A 16,465-nucleotide genomic window follows, 5' to 3' on the forward strand; every position below is an offset into this window, starting at 1 on the left:
ATTTTAATGACTCTTTGTTTAGGGCAACAATGCTTTAAAAGACTGGTATTCACTGTCGAATGTTTGTCCGGTTGGGCTTCCAAGACTTTGCCATACTTTATCAATTTCATCAACTCTGTTAGAGCCCGAAGGGTGGGTACTTAAAAATTCCCACGATTCGCCCTCTTTTCCTTCCCCTTCGAGTTTTTCGAAAAAACCGGCTACTCCTCGGGGATCGTATTTCGCATCGTAATTGTTGCTGAGTGCTTCAGTGCCCGCAAGATAGCGCACCGAAAATGCATCGGCCTGGTATTCGTCTTCGCGGCTAAATTGCAAGGATGCAAGACCTGAACCTACGTCAGAAAGTATTTGCTCGAGTTGCGATTTATCAGTACCAAAAAGAATAGAGGCAGCAAAGTTTACTCCATAGGCTTTTTGCATTTGCTGGGCAGCATGCCTTAAATCGGCATGGGCCATTTCATGCCCCATTACACCAGCCACATTCGAGGCATTGTCGAGGTATTTTAACAATCCGGTATAGAAATAAAGGTACCCTCCTGGGGCTGCAAAAGCATTGAGCTCGTTTTTGTTAATGATAGTGAGTTTCCAATCGAATTTGTCTTTGTATTTCAAAGGTTCTTCGGTATTGTCCAAAATGTCATCAACAATAGTTTGCAGGTAAGCATAGGCAGCCGCATTCTGCGAAGGATCCAGCACAGGATACTCGCTCGGATTGGCCCGAATGGTGCTGTCGAGTTGTTCGCCCAGGTCTACTTCCTGAGAGAGGGGCATAATGATAAAGCCTCTTTCTTTGTCGCAATTAGATACCGACAAAGCTAAGCCGATAAGCATTGCGGAATGGAGTAATATTTTTTTCATCTTTTTAAGCAATAAATTTCTTGTAGTAACGAAAATAAGTTAAAATTGTTACTGATAGCTTTTTTAGATTTGTTTTTCTTTCAGCTAGTTTGCCGATAATTAACACCGCTTGGCCGATATTGTGTTTTGAGTAAGGGAGTTGGCCCTTACTTTTGGAAGGTAATTTTAAGCATAAAAAAATGGAAAGAAGTAATACCAAAAAAAGGGTGATTGTTGGATTAATTGTATTGGTAGTTGGAGCCTTGCTTTTAATGCGCAATCTTGGAGTATATGATTATTTTATCAGCGAATACATTTTCAGGTGGGAGATGATACTGATAGCCTTTGGACTTATCAATGTCTTTTCACACGAAGGCAATGGTCCGGGTTATTTGTTGCTACTAATTGGCGGCGGCCTCTACCTTCGTAACTACATTGAATTGCCTTATGGCTTTAATTTCTGGCAGTTATTTGTGGCCTCTGCTTTCATTTTAGCCGGAATATTTATTTTAATGAAGCGAAAAAATCCGGTGCATTGTGAAAGGCATTATCGTGAGAAAAAAGAAGGTATAGATACCATTGATGAGGTAGCTATTTTCGGAGGCGGCGATCGTACCATTGTGAGCGATAGCTTCAGCGGCGGAAAAATGCTAGCCATTTTCGGTGGGTCAAATTTTAACCTTACGCGATCGAAGCTGTTGCCGGGTAAAAACTATTTCGATGTATTGATCCTGTTTGGCGGGTTTAAGTTAATTGTTCCTGAGAACTGGAATGTGAAGGTAAGTGCCATATCGATTTTTGGAGGATTTAGCGACAAGCATCGTGTGCATACCCCTGATGAATCGAAAGAAGGCGAACCAGAACTGATTATAAAGGGTTTTGTAATTTTTGGTGGTGGCGAAATAAAAAGCTATTAACCAATGCTTCTATCGGGGAACCCATGCTGAATCCAATACTAAAAAACAGGAAATACTCGCTGGCTTATTTATCGGCCTGGCTGCTTATTGCCTTCACACAGGTTGCTATTGTTTTATACTTTTATCCGGGCAGCCTGTGGGTCTCGATTGGTGAAAGTGCCATATTCAATTCGCTTTACGCTATTATTGGAATTGGTATCTGGTATCCGGTATATTATACCGACCTGGAAAAAAACAAGATTACCAATTTTATTACCAACCACCTGGCTTCGAGTTCACTTGCCGTTGCACTTTGGCTTTGGTTGAGTTATCTGGTATTGACAAGCTTGTTTAGTCAGATGCCTGATTATGTGCAGCATCTTCAAAATACTTTGCCCTGGAGAATAGGCTTTGGTTTTCTTTTTTATATTTTATTGATATCGAACTATTACCTGCTAATTTATTACCAGAATTTTAAGGAGAAGCTTACCCGCGAGTCGGAGTTAAAAGCCCTTGTGAAGGAGTCGGAATTGAATTCTCTGAAAGCTCAGATTAATCCACATTTTTTATTTAATAGCCTAAATTCTATCAGCTCGCTTACAATGATCAGGCCAGAAAAAGCACAAGAGATGGTCATCAACCTATCGGAATTTTTGCGCTATTCGCTTTCAACTAAAAATGAAATACTCACCAGTTTCGAAGACGAACTTAATAACATCGAACGGTACCTAAAAATTGAGAAAATCCGTTTTGGAAAGCGCCTGCATGTGGAAAAGCACATTTCGGGTAGTTCGCTTAAACACGAGTTGCCTGGTCTTATTCTTCAGCCTATTATTGAAAATGCTGTAAAATATGGCGTTTACGAAAGCATTGATCAAACAGAAATCAGCATCGAAAGCCGCCAGGTAGATAATATGCTGGAAGTTGTTGTGCGCAACGATTACGATCCGGATTTTTTGGTAAAAAAAGGTGCAGGTATCGGTTTGCGCAATGTAATGAGCCGTATGCGCATACTTTATGGTAGCGACGAATTACTCAAAATACATAAAACCGAAAACAAGTTCGAAGTGGTAATTCGTTTTCCACAAACTGAGAAAGAAAAACCGGTAATTGAATTGTAAAAGAACAAGCTATGGAAAAGTTAAGGACGGTGATAATCGAAGACGAAGAATTGGGTCGCGAGGTGGTAAAAAACTACCTGAAAGAAATAGACCTTGTGGAGTTGGTTGCCGAATGTGAAAATGGGTTCGAAGGCGCAAAGACAATCAACGAGCAAAAGCCCGACCTGGTTTTCCTCGACATCCAAATGCCCAAACTCAACGGGTTCGAAATGCTTGAAATAATTGACTCCGCCAACCGGCCCGAAATAATTTTTACTACTGCCTACAACCAATTTGCCATTCAGGCCTTTGAGCTCAATGCCATCGATTACCTTTTAAAACCTTTTTCGAAAGAACGCTTTTTTGAAGCTATTCAAAAAGCTATCGACCGGCGGCGTACACGGCCACATACAAACAGTAGTGTGGTCTATTCTAAACTGGCGCAGCAACCAATTACCGAAACCCTCGAAAGGGTGGTGGTAAAAAGCAACCATAAAATACATGTCATTCCGGTAAGTAAAATTAAATACCTCGAGGCACAGGACGATTATGTGATGCTTTACACCACCGAAGGAAAACACCTGAAACAGGGTACCATGAAATATTTCGAAGATAACCTGGACAGCAACGACTTCCTGCGCGTACACCGTTCGTATATCGTGCGCATCGACCAGGTGAACCAGCTCGAACCTTATGGAAAGGACAGTTATGTGGTGCGGCTTAAAGACGCTACTGCCATAAAAATAAGCAAGAGCGGATTAAAATCGTTGAAGGAAAAACTTAATTTTTAGAACTTTTGGCTTTGAGTTTCTATTTTCACTATACTAAACAAGTTTTATACCCAGTACAATCACATCGTCTATTTGTTCCTTCTCCTTTTTCCAGTCATTCCATAAACCATCAAGTGCCGATTGCTGCTGCAACATCGGACAGGAATGCTGTTGTTGTAAAAATTCTTCGAAACGTGAATTCCCGAATTTTTTACCGTCTGGTCCGTTATGGCACAAGATGATCTAAAAAAAGTAAATGGATTTAAACGTCCAATTGAAGATACTTTACTTAATGTGTTCTAATATCGTTTTCGTTCAACAGAATCAAAATACAAACATGTATATTATATTTACAAGCTTTCGAAAAGGTAACCCATTTAACGAATCAAATTTAAATGGCTAAATGTTAAACATTAATTCAATTGATGTTAAATGAAAAATGATTTTCATTTTATTCGCCAATTAGACGCCATGGATTGTGGACCTACCTGTCTACAGATGGTTACCAAACATTATAAGCGCCACATTAATCTGGAAACACTTCGAGAAAGGTGCAACATTACACGCACTGGAGTCTCCCTGCTTAGTATTAGTGAGGCTGCAGAAAGCATTGGTTTTCGTACCATGGGTATTAGGGTTGGTTTTGATAGATTGGAACAAGAGGTAACACTGCCTTTAATTGCCCATTGGAATCAAAATCATTACGTGGTAGTTTATGCTATTAAGAATGAAAAAGTATATGTAGCTGATCCAGCTTATGGCAAGGTTGTTTATACTAAAGCTGAGTTTATTAAATGCTGGGCAAGCACTGAATCTAATGATTTGCCAGTGGGAATCTGTCTTATTTTAGAGCCTACACCCAACTTTTATAATATTGAAAATGAAGATCCCGACAAATCCGGGTTTTCATTTTTGTTTAAATACCTAAAGCCGCATAAAAAGTTTATTATTCAATTGTTCTTAGGGTTTTTAGTAGGAAGTATTCTTCAGCTGTTTTTTCCTTTTCTTACACAAGCGATTGTTGATATTGGTATAAACACTCATAATATCAGTTTTATCTGGCTAATACTCATTGCACAACTTATGCTATTTATAAGTCGATTGAGTATGGAATTCATACGGTCTTGGATAATTCTTCATGTAAGTACCCGCATTAACATTTCCCTAATTAGTGATTTTCTTATTAAACTAATGCGATTGCCTATTCGTTTTTTTGACACTAAAATGACTGGAGATATTATTCAACGTATAGAAGATCATTCCAGAATAGAAGAATTTCTAACTAACCAATCGTTAACTGTTCTTTTTTCTTTATTTAATATTGTCTTGTTTGGTGGAGTCTTGGCTTATTATAGCCTACAAATATTTATGGTTTTTACCATTGGTAGTCTTTTATATTTTGTTTGGGTATGGTTGTTTATGAAGAGACGTCGCACTATTGACTATAAACGATTTGCCCAAATGTCTTCCGAACAAAGCAATCTCATACAACTTATTACTGGAATGCAAGAGATTAAACTCAATAATTGCGAAAAACAGAAACGTTGGGAGTGGGAACGAATACAAGCCAGGCTTTTTCATATCAATGTTCAGAGTTTATCTCTTAGTCAGTATCAAAAGTTAGGTGGGTTGTTCTTCAATGAAACTAAAAATATTATTATTACAATTCTTGCTGCCACAGCAGTGGTGAATGGAGAAATGACACTTGGTATGTTACTGTCGGTGCAATACATATTAGGACAGTTATATAGCCCCATAAATGATATAATCTATTTTGCCCATTCAGCTCAGGATGCAAAAATTAGCCTGGAACGTCTAAATGAGATTCATAAGAAAGAAGATGAGGTAAACCTAAAAGAAGAACATTTGTCTGAGTTTATCGGAGCTAAGGATTTAAATATTAATAATTTAACCTTTCATTACGAAGGACCTCATTCTCCAAAAGTGCTCAATAATATTAGTTTCAATATACCTGCTCAGAAAGTGACTGCAATTGTTGGAACTAGTGGCAGTGGAAAGACCACACTCATTAAAATGTTACTTAGTTTTTATGAGCCAAGTTTGGGCGAAATTAAAGTTGGCGAGACAAATATAAAACTGTTTAATCAGGGGTGGTGGCGCAGTAGATGTGGGGTTGTGATGCAGGATGGCTTTATTTTTACAGATACAATTGCCAAGAATATTTCCATGGGGGATGAGATAATTGATAAGAAGAAATTATCCTATGCTTCTAAAATTGCCAATGTTCATGAGTTTATCGATACGCTGCCATTAGGTTTCAATACAAAAATAGGGCAGGAAGGCAGTGGGTTAAGTCAAGGGCAAAAACAGCGTATTCTCATTGCCAGAGCTGTATATAAAGATCCAGATTTCATTTTCTTGGATGAGGCTACTAACGCATTAGATACCAACAATGAGAAAATTATTATGGAAAATCTAAATCAGTTCTTCAAAGGCAAAACAGTTGTGGTAGTGGCTCACCGCTTAAGCACCGTGAAAAATGCCGACCAAATAATTGTCTTGGATCGTGGACAGATAATTGAAACAGGCACTCATAGTGAATTAGTAGAATTAGAAGGTGCCTACTTTAGATTGGTAAAAAACCAGCTTGAATTAGGAAAATAATTGGACTAGAAGCGTTTGATTTTATGGAAAATAATAATAGTAAAGCTAACAATGATGATTTTGGGCTTATCCAGTTGCGCAGTGAGGAGGTAAATGAAATAATTGGGATTATTCCAAGCAGGATAGTACGATTTGGCATTTCCATCATTACGCTCATAATCATCGGATTAATAATTTTTTCAATCGTTTTTAGATACCCTGATGTAATAGAAGGTGAGTTTTTTATACAAACCACAAACCCGCCCGCTTTCTTATTGGCTAAATCTACAGGTAAAGTACAATACATATTTGTTGCCGATAGCGACTCAGTAAAGGTCAATCAGCTACTTGCAATTATAGAAAATCCTGTCAATTATGAGGGTTACCTGGCAATAGATTCCTTGGTTAAAATAGACAAAAATCCTCTAGATATTTCTCGCATTTGGGCTACTATTAATAAGCCTGTTTGCAGGTATGGCCAATTATATGATCCTCTTTCAACTTATATGAAGTCGATTGAAGAGTATCAGAACTTCAAAAATATTGATACTTATACTGCACAGGAAAAGCATATCAATAAAAAAATTAAGGATTTGCGTACGCACATTACATTGTTATCTCATCAGGTGGCCACTTCAAAAGAGAACCTTCGATTGGCAAATAGTTCGTTTAAGCGTGATTCAGTTCTATATAGTAATGATTATATTTCAGCTCTGAATTACGAAAACTCTCAAAAGGAACTAATAAATCAAAAAATTGCTCAGACCAATGCAGAAATACAATTGTCCAATGTTAAGCTCACTCTTTCTGATTATCAACAAGACCTGATTGAGTTAGAAAAAAGTAAATTGGAGACAGAAGCTGAACTTCTGTCTCAGATCAAACAGAACTTAAATAATTTAATCGGCAAAGTTTCTTCATGGGAAAATGATTTTTGCATTATCAGCCCTATTGATGGGGTGATTGCCTTTTCCAAAATATGGCAGGTAAACCAGAACATTTTACAAGGACAACATATAATGACTGTGGTGCCTTCAGGCAAATCAGCTATCGTTGGCAGGATTTACATTCCTTTGCAAAGTTCGGGTAAAGTAAAACCCCAACAATTGGTCAATTTGAAATTTACAGATTACCCTTATAATGAATTTGGCATGGTCGTATGCAGGCTCGCTGCCCTCTCCACCGTCCCAGATTCTGTTTATATAGGCACAATTCTATTGCCCGATTCTCTGAAAACTAATTACGACATATTATTACCCTTCAGGCAAAATATGCAAGGGGTTGCTGAAATAATTACAGAAGATCTTTCCCTGGCAGAAAGAATTCTTTACCCCCTTAAAGCAATATATAATAAGCAAATACGATAGTTTCTTTTATCTTATTTCTACAATCAGGGCAATACTATTGCTAGTTTCTATAGGGTATTGTTGCCCGATAATTGTAAATAGGTTGGCGGAGAGTTTTTGATGTATCATTCGCCTTATACAATTTGCAGGGGTAATATTTTCCCTGGCCAGCTTTTCTTGTCGATTTCAGGTTACTTGAATAATCTTAGTAATAGCATAAAGGGTATTGTAAAAGCATCAGAAACATTTTAATCGATTTATTCGTATTGTATTTAATTTAAATATAAAGAGTAGTGCATCACTTAAGACAATATGCGATCACTTCTCAACTTTATGAACTATAGTCAGTTATAAATTACTAAATTAGTGTTATGCCCAATTTTTATAGTTGACATTTAGTTTTGCTAATTTAAAATACTTTTATAGATTTGATTTTTAACAAAATATTACAAATAAAGTTTTTTTGAATAATTAATAACCAAAATCTTACTTACAATGAAAAAGTTACAAAAAACATCCAGCGAATTACAAAAACTCTCTCACGACCAAATGAATAGAGTTAGAGGCGGAGAAGAAGAAGGAAAACCCTCTAAGAGTGGACGTGCTTCCCTTGCAGATACAACAAAAAAGGGATAATTATTAACTTAAATCTCACGTAAAATGAAAAAGTTACAAAAAACATCCAGCGAATTACAAAAACTCTCTCACGACCAAATGAATAAAGTTAGAGGCGGAGAAGCAGAAGGAAAACCCACTAGGGTTGTAAAATTCAAAGCTGGTAGCGAACTGGGTGAAGTTGTGAACTAGTTTGCCCTAAAGATTTAGAAGAGGGAGCCATTGTGCTCCCTTTTTTTATGCCTGGTCATGTGCCTCCTGGCAAAACAGCAGTGCACTGTCGGGGTTTGCCTTGGTGTAATTAGCAATTAATTGGGTGTAGAGTAAAAAGTTAGAAGAGTCATCGCTGTGGTTCAGGACTTTTAAGATTGAATCGACAGGGGTTTGAGCAAATAGCTTTGTGCCAAAAAATAAAAGTACAATGAGTAAGAATTTCGAACGACTCATAAACGCATCCTTGATTTTAACTTTAAGTTACAACCTTTTATTATTTTACAGCGGGGCAGAATGAAAATTCTGATTAACGGTTTACCTGGTCCGGATCGATGAGGCCATTTAATACCGAATAGACCACTAATCCGGCAATGGTTTTTATTCCAAGCTTGGCAGTAATGTTTTTGCGATGTGTGATTACCGTGTGCGGGCTGATAAAGAGCGTATCGCTGATTTCTTTATTGGTTTTACCAATGGCTACCAATTTTATTACTTCTTTTTCTCGTTCGCTAAGGGTGTTATCGCCCGACTCGCTGGTTGCAATTTTGGAAAAGAAACTTTGAAGTTTCGAGTTTATCTTCGTTTCGTCCTCGTTCAGGGCGATGTTTTCATCCACATAGGCACCGATGTTGTCCGGCATGCATTCGGCACAGATAAGCATGATTTTACACCGGGGAATTTTTTTTCGCAACCGCTCCAGCGTGAAAGAGGCAGGGGAAGTAAGACAAGCCATTTCAATTACCAGGTACTCGGGTTGGCAATTGCCATTGAGGCAATCTGCCAGACTATAATTAAAGTCAAGGGGTTCAGTAATATTCAATTCTCCCATCAGCTGCTTAAGGGCAGGCTTAAAAAGCACTGTATGCACTATTACCATTATTCCGCCCTTTTTCATCGACGGCCTCCCAGAATTTTCTCCTCAATGCCTGCCACCTTTGGTACCAATACTTTGTCTTCGATGCGCGAGTGGTCGCTCAGGTCGCGTTCGAGCCGGAAGAGTTCAATAAGTATGGTGTTTGAAAGGGTATAATCCTGGGCAGGAGGCAGGTATTTGATTACCAGATTTTTTAAGTCGAAAAGTTTGTCTTCGACATTGTCATGGTCGTCGGCATAGTTCGAAATGGGTTCGCATTCCACTAGCTTTTTTATTTCTTCGGTGATTTGTCCGCTCTGATAGGCCTCGTCAATTTTTAGCACATAGGGATGTACATTTTTCTCTTCTTTCTCGATATGAACCAACAGTTCAGTTTTGTATTCGAGAAAGAAATTCTGAATGAGTTCATAAGATTTTTTATTATCCGCTGAGGCATTTTCAATCAACCGGACTATAAGCTGTTCAATCTGGGGCACTTTAAAGTCGACATAAAATATGTGCGAACGCTTGATGTACTCGATGATGTATTTCAAAGGAAATGACTGCAGTTCGCTCTGCGGAAAATAATCTTTGTCGAGGAACGAGTTAACAATTTCGAGGAAAAACTGAACATGAACTTCTCTTTCTTTGCAGATTTCGCTTACGGTTTTGTTGCCAAAGCCAAGGTGGATATTAAAACGGTTCAGAATAGGTAGAACCAGATAATTGTGATGAATTACATCTGCAAGCCGCGTTGATTCTTGTACTAACATGCTGAGTTTATTTTTCGATGTTTAACCGGAAAGTATTTCCGATACCTTGGTGTGCACCCAAAAATACGAAATCCTTGCAGACACCGTATGGTTTTAACAAGCTTGGCATGTAGAAAAAAAATTGGAGCCCTATTTTTTTCGTTGCAGTGCCAGTTGCAGGAGGTTTTATTCGAAAAGGGAATTTGTAGTTTTTAAATTGATTTTGGCGGTTAAAAATATTTGACTTAAAATTGCACCGCAATGGTCCCACTGCCTCGCTTCGAGGTAAAAGGGTTAAAAGGGAATGCCGTGTAAGTCGGCAACAGTTCCCGCTGCTGTAAGTTCCTGGCTGTAAAAAGCCACCAGGTTTTTGAATCACACGCCACTCCGACTCACCGGTAAACTTTTTTTCAGGTTTTACCAAAACAGGGGGAAGGCATCAAAATCCGGAACAAGTCAGAAGACCTGCCATGCTTTATTTTTCATTATGTAGCTTTCGGGAGAAAAGCAGATGATGGTTGCCTGGAAAACAATCTATAATCTTTTGCTCCAAAAAGTTACAAATGATTAGCACGCACTAATTCATTTGTAATGTTGCGCAGGATCGTTTTATTTTTTACCCTTATCAGGGCTTTCAGCCTATCGGCCGAAATGGCCGATACCCTTATTGCTATTGATGCAGTAGAAGTGAGGGGCATCAGGTATGAGCAGCAGAGTGCAGGCACAAAACTGATAAAAACCGATTCTCTTCAGCTTGCTCATTACGAGCATTCGCTTTTAACCGACCTGATGCTTCAGACCAGCATCGTGCAAGTAAACTCTTATGGTGCAGGTGGGGTAAGCAGCATTAAAATCCGAGGCGGAAATTCAGACCAGATAGGTTTTATCTGGAACGGCCTGAACATCAAACCGCCCATGAGTGGCGACCAGAACCTCTCGAACATACACACCGCTATGTTCGATAATCTGGCCATTCAACCCGGGCCTTCTTCTGCCAGGCATGGTACAGGTTCGGCTACTGGCCTGGTATACCTTTCTAATACTCTCAGGCTCGATTCGGCCGGTTTAAAGGCTAATGCCAGCGCTGAGTATGGCAGTTTCGAAACGCTTAGCCTTTTTACAGACGTAATTCTAAAAAGCCCGAAAGCAGGCTCGCAGCTAAAAATTGCTTACCTCTCGTGTGCCAATAATTTTGAGTTTGTGAATCAGGATCGCTTTGGTAATCCAACCGAAAAGCAGGAACATGCCGGGTATCAGACTATTTCGCTTTTGCAGCATAACACCTTTAAACCTGCTCCTTCGCTTCTGATAGAAACCGATGTGTGGTATACGCATCATTTTAAGCAGATTCCATCGCTAACCAGCGACCTTGTGCCCGGTACGAACGAACAAACCGACGAGAACCTGCATATTGCCCTGTCGGCTGGCAAATATGCCAACCGATGGTTTGTAAAATACCGCAGTGGTTTTCTTTATTACAGTATCGATTACCTGATGGCATTGAACGGAAATTATTCCAACTCTCTTAGTAAATCGTTCAGTTCAATTCACGAGCTCGAATCGCATTACAAACTAACCCGCCAACAATCGGTTTACCTTGGAATAAATTATACCCTCGATCGGGCTGATGTTTCTTCGTATAGTTCCAATCCACGGAGGAATAATTTCGATTTGTTTGGTTCTTACCGTGCCTCACTCATTCAGTCGAAACTTCTGGTAAGTGTCGAAGCGCGCCAGGCCTGGGTCGATTCCGATGCCATTCCTTTGGTGTATGGTGCAGGGGCTGAGTTCAAACCACTCCATTCCATTTTGCTTAAAACGTCTTTTTCTAAGCTTTACAACCTGCCCGATTTGAACGATTTGTATTGGGCCCCAACAAACTATGCAGCTGGTAACCCGGATCTTTTACCCGAAAACGGATGGAGTGCAGAGGGGGGCATAATCTTTGAAAAAAGGCAGGTCTCTTTTTCTCATTTGCATGAATTTACAGTCTATCGTTCTGAACTGAACAATGCTATTCTCTGGGCCGAAGACAGCAACAGGGTCTGGATACCTGGTAACTACGAGCACAGTTTAACGAGCGGACTGGAATACAACGGGCAACTCAGCTATCAGTGGAAGAAAAACAGGTTTGTATGGGGGGTAGATTATGTGTATACCGATGCGCATGTTCTAGCGATGCAGGCACAATCTTCGGACTATTTTTCAAAATTATATATACCACAACAAAAGGCAGGACTTAAACTACAGTTGTATTTAAGTTCGTTTTCAACAGCGCTATACAGCCAGATGGTTGGCGAGCGGCCTGTGAATTATGCAGGGGTAATACTCGATCCTTATTATTTAGCCGACTGGCATAGCGATTACCGTTTACAATTTAAAAGCTACGAACTGATAGTTTCTGTTAAAATAAAAAATGTGTTCAACACCAGTTATCAGCTCAGACCGGGCTATGCACAGGCATTACGAAGCTATTATACCGGAATTCATTTAACCTTTTAACATACTCTCATGAAAAAAAATCAATTTGTTATTCCTGGCTGGCCTTTGCTTGTATCGGCCCTAATTTTTCTGGGCATTTCCTGCGACAAGGATGAACCCTTGGCCAAAGGTCAGTTCGAAAACGGTGTTTACATTGTTAACGAAGGTACTTTTCAACAAAACAATGGCTCTGTCAGTTTTTATTATTACAACGGAGACTCGGTAAGTAACGATATTTTCTACCGGGTGAATCAACGCATTCTTGGCGATGTGGTTCAGTCGCTCTGGGCCGATGGCGAAAAGGCTTATATTGTGGTAAATAATTCGAACAAGCTAGAGGTTGTGAATCGGTTTACTTTTGAAGAACAGGGTGTGCTGGAGGCTTTGCCCTCGCCTCGCTATTTTATCAGCACCCACGCTAAGGGTTACCTGACATGCTGGGGAGATAATTCGGTCAAAGTGGTTGACCTGAATAGTCTCGATATAGTAAAAGCCATCGAGGTAGGCAATGGACCCGAACGCATGCTGGTTTCGAACCAAAAGCTTTTTGTGGCCAATAGTGGAGCTTTTGGTAGTGACTCAGTAGTATCGGTAATTAATCCGGTTACCGATTCGGTGGAGCATTGCATTGTAGTTCCATATAATCCCAAAAGTATGGTTGCAGACAAGGAGGGTAATATCTGGGTATTGTGCGCCGGTAAGGCAGTTTACGACTGGAATCCGCCCTACGACTTGCTGGAAGAATCTGCCTCTTTGATTTATCAGGTCGATCCCGTTTCGTATGAAATAATCTCAACGGTGCAATTATTCGAACATGCTCATCCTTCGAACCTGCAGATCGATAAAAATGGAACAACGCTCTATTTCGATGGAGGAATAAATGGAGGAATATATAGTTACGAAACAGCAGAGTCCGGAACGTCAATTACAAAAATTATCGATGAATATGCCTATGGTTTTGCTTACGACCCACAATCCGATGTGCTTTTTGTGTTCGATGCCGGCAACTATGTGAGTGCCGGAACAATGATGCGGTATTCGACCAGTGGCAACAAGCTTGGCGAATATGCGGTAGGAATGGTGCCAAATGGAGCTTCCTTTAAACGAACCAGATAAAAACAGATTTCGGGATTTAACACCAAGAGGGAGCAATTTGCTCCCTCTTGGTGTTTATGCCATTTGCTTTTACAGTCTTTTATAATTAATGAGTGGTAGCAGTTTTTATGGTTTTGAAACGATAACTGAACACCCGCTGGTTCAAAGGAAGATAAAGCTTATACATCGGCGAATCGGGCACCTTGAAATGAAGGGTGCCGGTATAAAAGGTTCCTGGCTCAATGCGTGTCCGGCGAATGATTTCTTTTGCCACATAATCGCGATCGTACGACATCTTATCCATTTCTTCTAAGTTATACTGTCTGCTGGCATCCATAATAGCCTGGCCTGACATGTGCGAAACCGCCAGGAGATCTCGCGTAGCCGGAGACAGATCACTTTCGGCTATGGCTACATCGGCAGCAATATAGGCCACTCCTAACAAGATGCTGAAAATTGAACTGGTGATGACCCTCTTATTCAGTGAGTCGATTTTTTCGCTGTAATCGAGCAGCACGCTGTCTGGCGGAGTAGAATAAAAGAGGAAGTTGGAAATCAACTGGGCATTTGTATCGTAGCAAAAAATGTACGATTGCTCCGGATCGAAGAAAATAGCTGAGTCGGATTGGTTGTCGATGGTAACCTCAAACACCTGGTCTTTGTTTATTTTACCTGAATACCCTACGGAAATGATTACCTGGTCTTTCTTATCCCAGGAAAAATTTTTACCATGATCGCTGAAGAGATTGTTTGTACCACAAGGTTCGAGTCTTGTAATTTGTTGAGGCGGAACGCAGGATGCAGCGAGAAAAAGAATGGCCAGTAACTTGAGTGTTTTCATTTGTAGTAGGGTTGTTGCTCTGCAAACAAATGTTATACCAATTTTACAATTTTTCCGTACTAACTTTTATATGTAACCCATTTTTCCACAAAGAAAGTAGCCTGTCAGGTTCTGGGATTGTGGTACAAGAAGTATGAACCTATAATTCCCAGTCGTATTCATTCGTCCAGTTGGAGCGAACCTCCGCTTCGTTCGTAAAATACAGCACACGCTCTGGCTGCTGTTTTGTTTTCAGGTTACCTGTATCCCATGTTCCGTTGTTGTTGTCGTCGAAAATCACTTTCAATTTATAGGTGGCGGGTGTGAGGTAATCGAATTGTACTTTACCGCTTGTCTGAATTATAGTCTGCTTTACCACTTGCTGATCTTTGCTGGTTAAAAGCTGAACAATAACAGGCGAATTCACATTGTTCATATTCAACTCAACCATTCCGTAATAATCGTCGCGTTGGGTCACAAAGCGAATTTGAGTCGAATCAATCGTTCGGCCAAAAATGTCGGTTATTGCTCCCTGGTGAAGGTTTACCTGGTAGGTTGTAAAGGGTTCGTAACTGAAGTCAATAACCAATTGGCGTGGTCGTGAGGAGTCGGCTTCGAGGCTGAAACTAATAGGAAAACTAAGGCTGTCTTCGAGACGCACCACCTCTATCAGGTTCTTATTGTATTCCTGCAAAGGCGCTTCAGCAGTAATTATTACAGGCAAATAAAGATGATGGGCAGCCTGATTGACATTGTTTTTTAAGGGTAGGCGTGGAGCCTTTATGATCAGTGTGTCGGCAATTTCGTCCTTTTCACCAAAAGGCAATCGGAGGCCGCCTTTGCGTTTATCACTCGATCCTGAAGCTGCATCGGCAGAACTTGGCGACTTTAACAACAAGGTATCGTAAATCTTTGCCAGCAAACCTAAGGTATCCGTTTCGAAATGTGTAAGGCATATTTGCAGGCTGTCGGTTTTTATGAGGTTGCTGTCGGGGAGCCAGAAGACAAGTGTATCGCCGCGCGGGTTCGATTCTTTCAGGTACCAATCGCCTGAAGCTTTAGGATTCAGCAATTCCAACTTTGGTAAAGAATCGGGAATGTCGTTAAAAGTGAGATTGAATTTTTCGGGAGATTCTCTCTTATAGTCCACTAAATATTGTTTTGGTTTTGTGTATTCAGTAAACGAAAACAAATTGATTGCAAAACCATACACCATCCTTTCGATGGAGTCGTTCACAATGGAATCGGCAGGCAATAGGGAACCGGAATGTGATAGGTTTGAAGCAGAAAGTGAATCGGTTATTGATTTGGAAGTGTCTATTCTGCTCAGTTCTTCGGTAATTTTTCTGTTTTTAATTTGCAGAAAGGTATCGGCAAGAAGACACACCGGTTCGTCATAAAAGGCAATTACTTCGGTGGTAATATCAAATATCATGTTGGCATTGGCATCTTTCAAAGCCATTAAGGAATAAATGCCAGGTGCGACGTGGTTGATTTTAAATTCACCTTTTGGGGTGCTCTTTGCCAAAAAGGAGGGTTTCATTGAGTAAGGGGCCGAATCGGCAAGGTTGCTGCGAAGGTAAACAAACAATGGTTCCTTGGTTGGCTCAAGGGTAAAGGCATCGACAATGGTACCACTCACCGAAAAGGAATCGATGTGTGCCATTTTCGAAAGTACAAACTGGAAATTTGGCAGCAGGTTACCTTCGTTATTATCGGCAATCGATTCTCCAAAATCAAGGGTATAGGTAAAAGTATCCAATTCGGCCAAAGGCAATTCAACTAATACTCCTTTACCCCGCGTACGTGGCAGTGGAGTTTTTTCGAGTGGGGGCGATATAGTAAACTCACTAAATGGATTTTTCAGTGTTACCCACTCGTCAAAGCCTATGTAAACATTGTTTCGCGAATAGTTGGTGGAATAGTTTCCAGGTTTCGAACCGGTTATCACCGGCGGATCCTCATCGACCGGACCACCTGGCGGGGTGCCTAAGCGGGCACATGCAGTTACCATTAATACAACGAAAAATAATGGGATATAATAGAAATATTTTTTCAAGGGATAATTGTTTTCTTTTTTAAC

General features: G+C 40.1%; 16 protein-coding genes and 1 riboswitch. Of the genes, 9 read left to right on the forward strand and 7 right to left on the reverse strand.

The genetic code is table 11. The features are described 5' to 3' along the window. Nucleotides 1-18 precede the first annotated feature (18 nt). Nucleotides 19-858, reverse strand: coding sequence for a M48 family metalloprotease (locus IPM71_08335; protein QQS52727.1), 840 nt, complete (start codon nt 856-858; stop codon nt 19-21). Between the two features lie 179 nt (nt 859-1,037). Between IPM71_08335 and IPM71_08340 the strand changes: the two genes are divergently transcribed. Genes IPM71_08340 through IPM71_08350 form a run of 3 tightly spaced genes read left to right on the forward strand, consistent with a single transcriptional unit; the run spans nt 1,038 to nt 3,624 of the window. Then, nucleotides 1,038-1,754, forward strand: a complete 717-nt coding sequence (locus tag IPM71_08340; protein QQS52728.1) for a hypothetical protein — start codon at nt 1,038-1,040, stop codon at nt 1,752-1,754. A 23-nt stretch (nt 1,755-1,777) separates the two neighbouring features. Further along, on the forward strand, nt 1,778-2,854 hold the full coding sequence (locus IPM71_08345; protein QQS52729.1) for a histidine kinase: 1,077 nt from the start codon (nt 1,778-1,780) through the stop codon (nt 2,852-2,854). A gap of 11 nt (nt 2,855-2,865) precedes the next feature. Beyond that, nucleotides 2,866-3,624, forward strand: a complete 759-nt coding sequence (locus tag IPM71_08350; GenBank protein ID QQS52730.1) for a LytTR family transcriptional regulator DNA-binding domain-containing protein — start codon at nt 2,866-2,868, stop codon at nt 3,622-3,624. Nucleotides 3,625-3,657: 33 nt separating this feature from the next. Here the strand turns inward: IPM71_08350 and IPM71_08355 are convergent, their stop codons facing one another. Continuing rightward, on the reverse strand, nt 3,658-3,840 hold the full coding sequence (locus IPM71_08355; protein ID QQS52731.1) for a hypothetical protein: 183 nt from the start codon (nt 3,838-3,840) through the stop codon (nt 3,658-3,660). A gap of 195 nt (nt 3,841-4,035) precedes the next feature. Here IPM71_08355 and IPM71_08360 point away from each other — a divergent pair, with 195 nt between their 5' ends. From IPM71_08360 to IPM71_08375, 4 genes are all read left to right on the forward strand, one after another. After that, on the forward strand, nt 4,036-6,228 hold the full coding sequence (locus tag IPM71_08360) for a peptidase domain-containing ABC transporter (protein QQS52732.1): 2,193 nt from the start codon (nt 4,036-4,038) through the stop codon (nt 6,226-6,228). A 23-nt stretch (nt 6,229-6,251) separates the two neighbouring features. Continuing rightward, nucleotides 6,252-7,574, forward strand: coding sequence for an HlyD family efflux transporter periplasmic adaptor subunit (locus tag IPM71_08365; protein ID QQS52733.1), 1,323 nt, complete (start codon nt 6,252-6,254; stop codon nt 7,572-7,574). A 474-nt stretch (nt 7,575-8,048) separates the two neighbouring features. Next, nucleotides 8,049-8,189, forward strand: coding sequence for a hypothetical protein (locus tag IPM71_08370; protein QQS52734.1), 141 nt, complete (start codon nt 8,049-8,051; stop codon nt 8,187-8,189). A gap of 24 nt (nt 8,190-8,213) precedes the next feature. Continuing rightward, nucleotides 8,214-8,360, forward strand: a complete 147-nt coding sequence (locus IPM71_08375; GenBank protein QQS52735.1) for a hypothetical protein — start codon at nt 8,214-8,216, stop codon at nt 8,358-8,360. Between the two features lie 45 nt (nt 8,361-8,405). On the opposite strand, the gene IPM71_08380 is transcribed toward IPM71_08375, so the two are convergent. From IPM71_08380 to IPM71_08390, 3 genes are all read right to left on the reverse strand, one after another. After that, nucleotides 8,406-8,615 (reverse strand): hypothetical protein, encoded by a 210-nt coding sequence (locus IPM71_08380; protein QQS52736.1) that lies wholly within the window; start codon nt 8,613-8,615, stop codon nt 8,406-8,408. A gap of 73 nt (nt 8,616-8,688) precedes the next feature. Continuing rightward, nucleotides 8,689-9,258, reverse strand: a complete 570-nt coding sequence (locus IPM71_08385) for a helix-turn-helix transcriptional regulator (GenBank protein ID QQS52800.1) — start codon at nt 9,256-9,258, stop codon at nt 8,689-8,691. Nucleotides 9,259-9,272: 14 nt separating this feature from the next. Then, a complete protein-coding gene (locus IPM71_08390; protein QQS52737.1) occupies nt 9,273-10,007 on the reverse strand; it encodes a hypothetical protein in 735 nt (244 codons plus the stop codon). Between the two features lie 224 nt (nt 10,008-10,231). Then, a riboswitch (cobalamin riboswitch) is annotated at nt 10,232-10,474 on the forward strand. Nucleotides 10,475-10,577: 103 nt separating this feature from the next. Here IPM71_08390 and IPM71_08395 point away from each other — a divergent pair. Continuing rightward, nucleotides 10,578-12,488, forward strand: coding sequence for a TonB-dependent receptor (locus IPM71_08395; GenBank protein ID QQS52738.1), 1,911 nt, complete (start codon nt 10,578-10,580; stop codon nt 12,486-12,488). 9 nt (nt 12,489-12,497) lie between these two features. After that, nucleotides 12,498-13,583: a hypothetical protein gene (locus IPM71_08400; GenBank protein QQS52739.1), complete on the forward strand. Its 1,086-nt coding sequence runs from the start codon at nt 12,498-12,500 to the stop codon at nt 13,581-13,583. Nucleotides 13,584-13,668: 85 nt separating this feature from the next. Here the strand turns inward: IPM71_08400 and IPM71_08405 are convergent, their stop codons facing one another. Beyond that, the gene (locus tag IPM71_08405; protein ID QQS52740.1) at nt 13,669-14,403 is read right to left on the reverse strand and encodes a hypothetical protein; all 735 of its coding nucleotides are present in this window, start codon (nt 14,401-14,403) and stop codon (nt 13,669-13,671) included. A gap of 139 nt (nt 14,404-14,542) precedes the next feature. After that, on the reverse strand, nt 14,543-16,441 hold the full coding sequence (locus IPM71_08410) for an Ig-like domain-containing protein (GenBank protein QQS52741.1): 1,899 nt from the start codon (nt 16,439-16,441) through the stop codon (nt 14,543-14,545). Nucleotides 16,442-16,465: the final 24 nt, after the last annotated feature.

It is taken from the genome of Bacteroidota bacterium (assembly GCA_016699695.1).
Classification (GTDB): Bacteria; Bacteroidota; Bacteroidia; order Bacteroidales; family UBA10428; genus UBA10428.